Origin of the sequence: Streptomyces albidochromogenes, assembly GCF_005981925.1 — a bacterium.
Classification (GTDB): Bacteria; Actinomycetota; Actinomycetes; order Streptomycetales; family Streptomycetaceae; genus Streptomyces; species Streptomyces albidochromogenes.
In genome coordinates this window covers 1-3,558 of record NZ_VBVX01000470.1, presented here as the reverse complement: position 1 = coordinate 3,558, position 3,558 = coordinate 1, and the positions used below count along the sequence as shown (strand labels likewise).

General features: G+C 75.3%; 2 protein-coding genes and 1 pseudogene. All 3 read left to right on the top strand.

What is annotated here, in order from left to right; translation table 11 throughout:
• Positions 1-219, top strand: a pseudogene (locus tag E2E34_RS32595) (DNA polymerase III subunit gamma and tau); the annotation flags it as partial.
• Positions 220-260: 41 nt separating this feature from the next.
• On the top strand, positions 261-1,514 hold the full coding sequence (gene purD, locus E2E34_RS32590; RefSeq protein WP_138905445.1) for a phosphoribosylamine--glycine ligase: 1,254 nt from the start codon (positions 261-263) through the stop codon (positions 1,512-1,514).
• A 242-nt stretch (positions 1,515-1,756) separates the two neighbouring features.
• Complete coding sequence (locus E2E34_RS32585) at positions 1,757-3,385, top strand: M48 family metalloprotease (protein WP_138905444.1); 1,629 nt, start codon at positions 1,757-1,759, stop codon at positions 3,383-3,385.
• Positions 3,386-3,558: the final 173 nt, after the last annotated feature.

The following is a 3,558-nucleotide window of genomic DNA, read 5'->3' as shown; positions in this document are numbered from 1 at the left end:
CCGCAGCGCCCGGACCCCGCTCAGGGCACCTCCGGCGGTGGTGCGTACCGGGCGAGCCCGGACCCCGCGCCCGCACCGGCGCCGCCCCCGCCGATGGCGATCGAGGACGACGTACCGGAAGAGGACGACCCGGACCTCGTCGACTCGGCCCTCTCCGGGCACGACCTGATCGTGCGGGAGCTCGGCGCGACGGTCGTCGAGGAGTTCACGAACGAGTAGCCCGGCGGGGGGAGCGCGGCGCGCGGGCTAGGCTGCACACCGTGAAGGTCCTCGTCATCGGCGGCGGCGCCCGCGAACACGCCCTGTGCCGCTCTCTGTCCCTCGATCCCGACGTCACCGCGCTGTACTGCGCCCCCGGCAACGCCGGCATCGCCGAGGTGGCCGAGCTGCACCCCGTCGACGCCCTCGACGGCGCGGCCGTCGCCCGGCTGGCCGGCGAGCTCGGTGCCGGCCTGGTCGTCATCGGCCCGGAGGCGCCGCTCGTCGCGGGCGTCGCCGACGCCGTGCGCGCGGCCGGGATCCCCTGCTTCGGCCCGTCCAAGGAGGCCGCCCAGCTGGAGGGCTCCAAGGCGTTCGCCAAGGACGTGATGGCCGCCGCGAACGTCCCCACCGCGCGCAGCTACGTCTGTACCACGCCCGAAGAGATCGACACGGCCCTCGACGCCTTCGGCGCTCCGTACGTGGTCAAGGACGACGGCCTCGCCGCCGGCAAGGGCGTCGTCGTGACCGACGACCTCCAAGCCGCCCGGGACCACGCGCTGGCCTGCGACCGCGTCGTCATCGAGGAGTTCCTCGACGGCCCCGAGGTCTCCCTCTTCGCGATCACCGACGGCGTGACCGTGCTCCCGCTCCAGCCCGCGCAGGACTTCAAGCGCGCGCTCGACGGCGACGAGGGCCCGAACACCGGCGGCATGGGCGCGTACTCCCCGCTCCCGTGGGCCGACCCCAAGCTGGTCGACGAGGTCATGGCGACCGTGCTCCAGCCGACCGTCGACGAGCTGCGCCGCCGCGGCACGCCGTTCTCCGGTCTGCTGTACGCGGGTCTGGCGATCACCTCGCGCGGCGTCCGCGTCATCGAGTTCAACGCCCGTTTCGGCGACCCCGAGACCCAGGTGGTGCTGGCCCGCCTCAAGACCCCGCTGGCGAGCGTGCTCCTGCACTCCGCCAACGGCACGCTCGACGTCGAGCCGCCGCTGACCTGGCGCGACGACGCGGCCGTGACGGTCGTCATCGCCTCGCACAACTACCCCGGGACGCCCCGCACGGGTGACCCGATCGAGGGTCTCGACGAGGTCGCGGCCCAGGACGAGCCCCAGGCGTACGTCCTGCACGCCGGGACCCGGCGCGAAGGCGACGCGGTCGTGAGCGCGGGTGGCCGGGTGCTGTCCGTGACGGCGACGGGCCACGACCTGACCGAGGCCCGTGAGCGCGCCTACGCGGCCGTCTCCCGCATCCGGCTCGACGGCTCGCAGCACCGCACGGACATCGCCGCGAAGGCGGCGTCCGGAGCCTGACCACACCCCGTCCCGACACCCGGTATTGGCCCCGCCCACCGCCGGATGACGTCAGCAGCTTTCCCCAAAGCCATTCCATCGAGTGACCGCTGGCCCATCCGGCTGACGACCGCCCCACCCCCAACTAGGGTGCGGCGCAAGCGTTCCGGCACTTGGCCCACCGACATTGCGATGTCAGTGGCGGGTGCCACAGTGGGGGAGTGAGCAAAGCCGTCGCAGGACGAAGGGGGTGACGTCCGGCCGTGTCCGGTACCGGTACGGGTGTGGAGAAGGGCGCGCAGTCCGCGCGTTCCAGGGCTCTCGCTGTGCTGCGCGTGCGCAGCACGGCGCTGGCCGTCGCCCTGCTGCCCGCGGCGGTCGCCGTCGTCCTGCTGGCGGGCGGCGCGACGGGCCACGCGGTCGGCGGAGGCTGGGACGCCGCGCGCTGGGTGACGACCGTTGTCGCGGCCGTGGTCCTGCTGGTGGCGGTCGCCGTGGGGGCGGTGATCGTGCGGGCCAGACCCGCGACGACCCCGACGGTCGAGATCGCGGAGCGTTCGGCGCCGGATCTCTACCGGCTCGTGCGCGACCTGGCGGACCGTCTGGAAGTGCCCGCGCCGTCCGCGATAGCGCTGACGCCGGACTGCGACAGCTGGCTGGAGGACCGCACGCACCCGGCGTCCATACCGGGCGCCGGCCCCGCGCGCCGCCGGGTCGCGGCAGCGCCCGTGCTGGTCATCGGGTCGCCGTTCCTGTGGTGGATGCGGGTGGCCGAGCTGCGCGCGGTGCTGGCCCCGGTCGTCGCCGGTACGGGCCCCTCCGCGCATCCCGACATAGCCGCCGCCCGCCGTTTCGTACGCGGCCTGGACGCCGCGGTGGCCGAGGCGGCCGTCCCGCACCGCGATCCGCTGCGCCGCCTGGCGCTGGGCTTCGTCGGCTGGATCTCGAAACTCCTCCTGCGCGGCTGCCGGGTGCACGCCGCCGAAATGGAGCGGGGCGTCGCCACGGCGGCGTCCGAGCGCGCCCAGACCGTCGACTACGGCCTGCGCATCGTCGCCCAGGAGCAAGTGGGCCTGGCGTACGCCGGCTGGGACCGCCTCCTGACCCGCGTGGCGCTGCCCGCCTGGCGCATGGGCCGCTGGCCCTCCCGCCTGGACGCCGGTGTGGTCTCCGCGCTCACCGAGCTCTCCCGCCGCGACCGCCTGGCCGAAGGCTTCGCCTCCCGCCTGGGCGAACGGCCGGCGTGCGACCTCCTGGAGGAGCCCGGCTCCGTCGACGAGGCGGCCTCGCTCCTCGCCGCCCGGCTGTTCCACGGCGGCCCCGCCGAGCCGGGCCCGGACTGGTCGCCGGTGGACTGGCAGCAGTACCCGGAAGAGGTCGTGGACCGGAAGTGGCGCGCGGACGCCGCCCGCCTGCACCGGGTCCTGGACACCATGGGCGTACGCCGCGCCACGGCCGCCACGCTCACCCGGGTGATGGACCACCTGTCGGCCGACGGCGACGACCCGCCGTCCGAGACCCTCGCCGCCGCCATCGGGGCGGAGGTGGCCCGCGAGGAGGCCGCCGCTCCACCGCCCGCCCCTCTGGTGGGCGAAGGCGACCCCTGGAGCACGGACCCCGTCCCGCTCTTCCCCCTCGTCCCGCCGAGGACGGGCCGCGACCTCCTGGCCGACCACGTCACCGCCATGGTCTGCTGCGCCGCGGTGGACACGGCGGGTGCCGTCCCGGGCCTGGACTGGCTCGACGGCCCCGCGCTCCTGGTGGACGGCGAGCGCCGCCAGGACCTCGCCGCCCGGGTCCTGACCCTCGTGGAGGACGGCGACGCGGCCCCTCTCCGCACCTGGCTGGCCTCGGTAGGAGTACGCCCGGAAAAGACGGTCCGCCTGGTCTGAGCCGCAGGCGGACAGCCCGGACTCGTTGCCGGGACGCTCCCCGCAGGGCGTCGAACGGCGGCGGAGGAGCGGACCTGCCGGGAGGGGACGTGCCGGGGCGCTCCCCGCAGGGCGTCGAACGCAACGGGGCCAGAACGGCCGCAGCGCGAGCCGAACGTTCGGCGCCCGAGGAG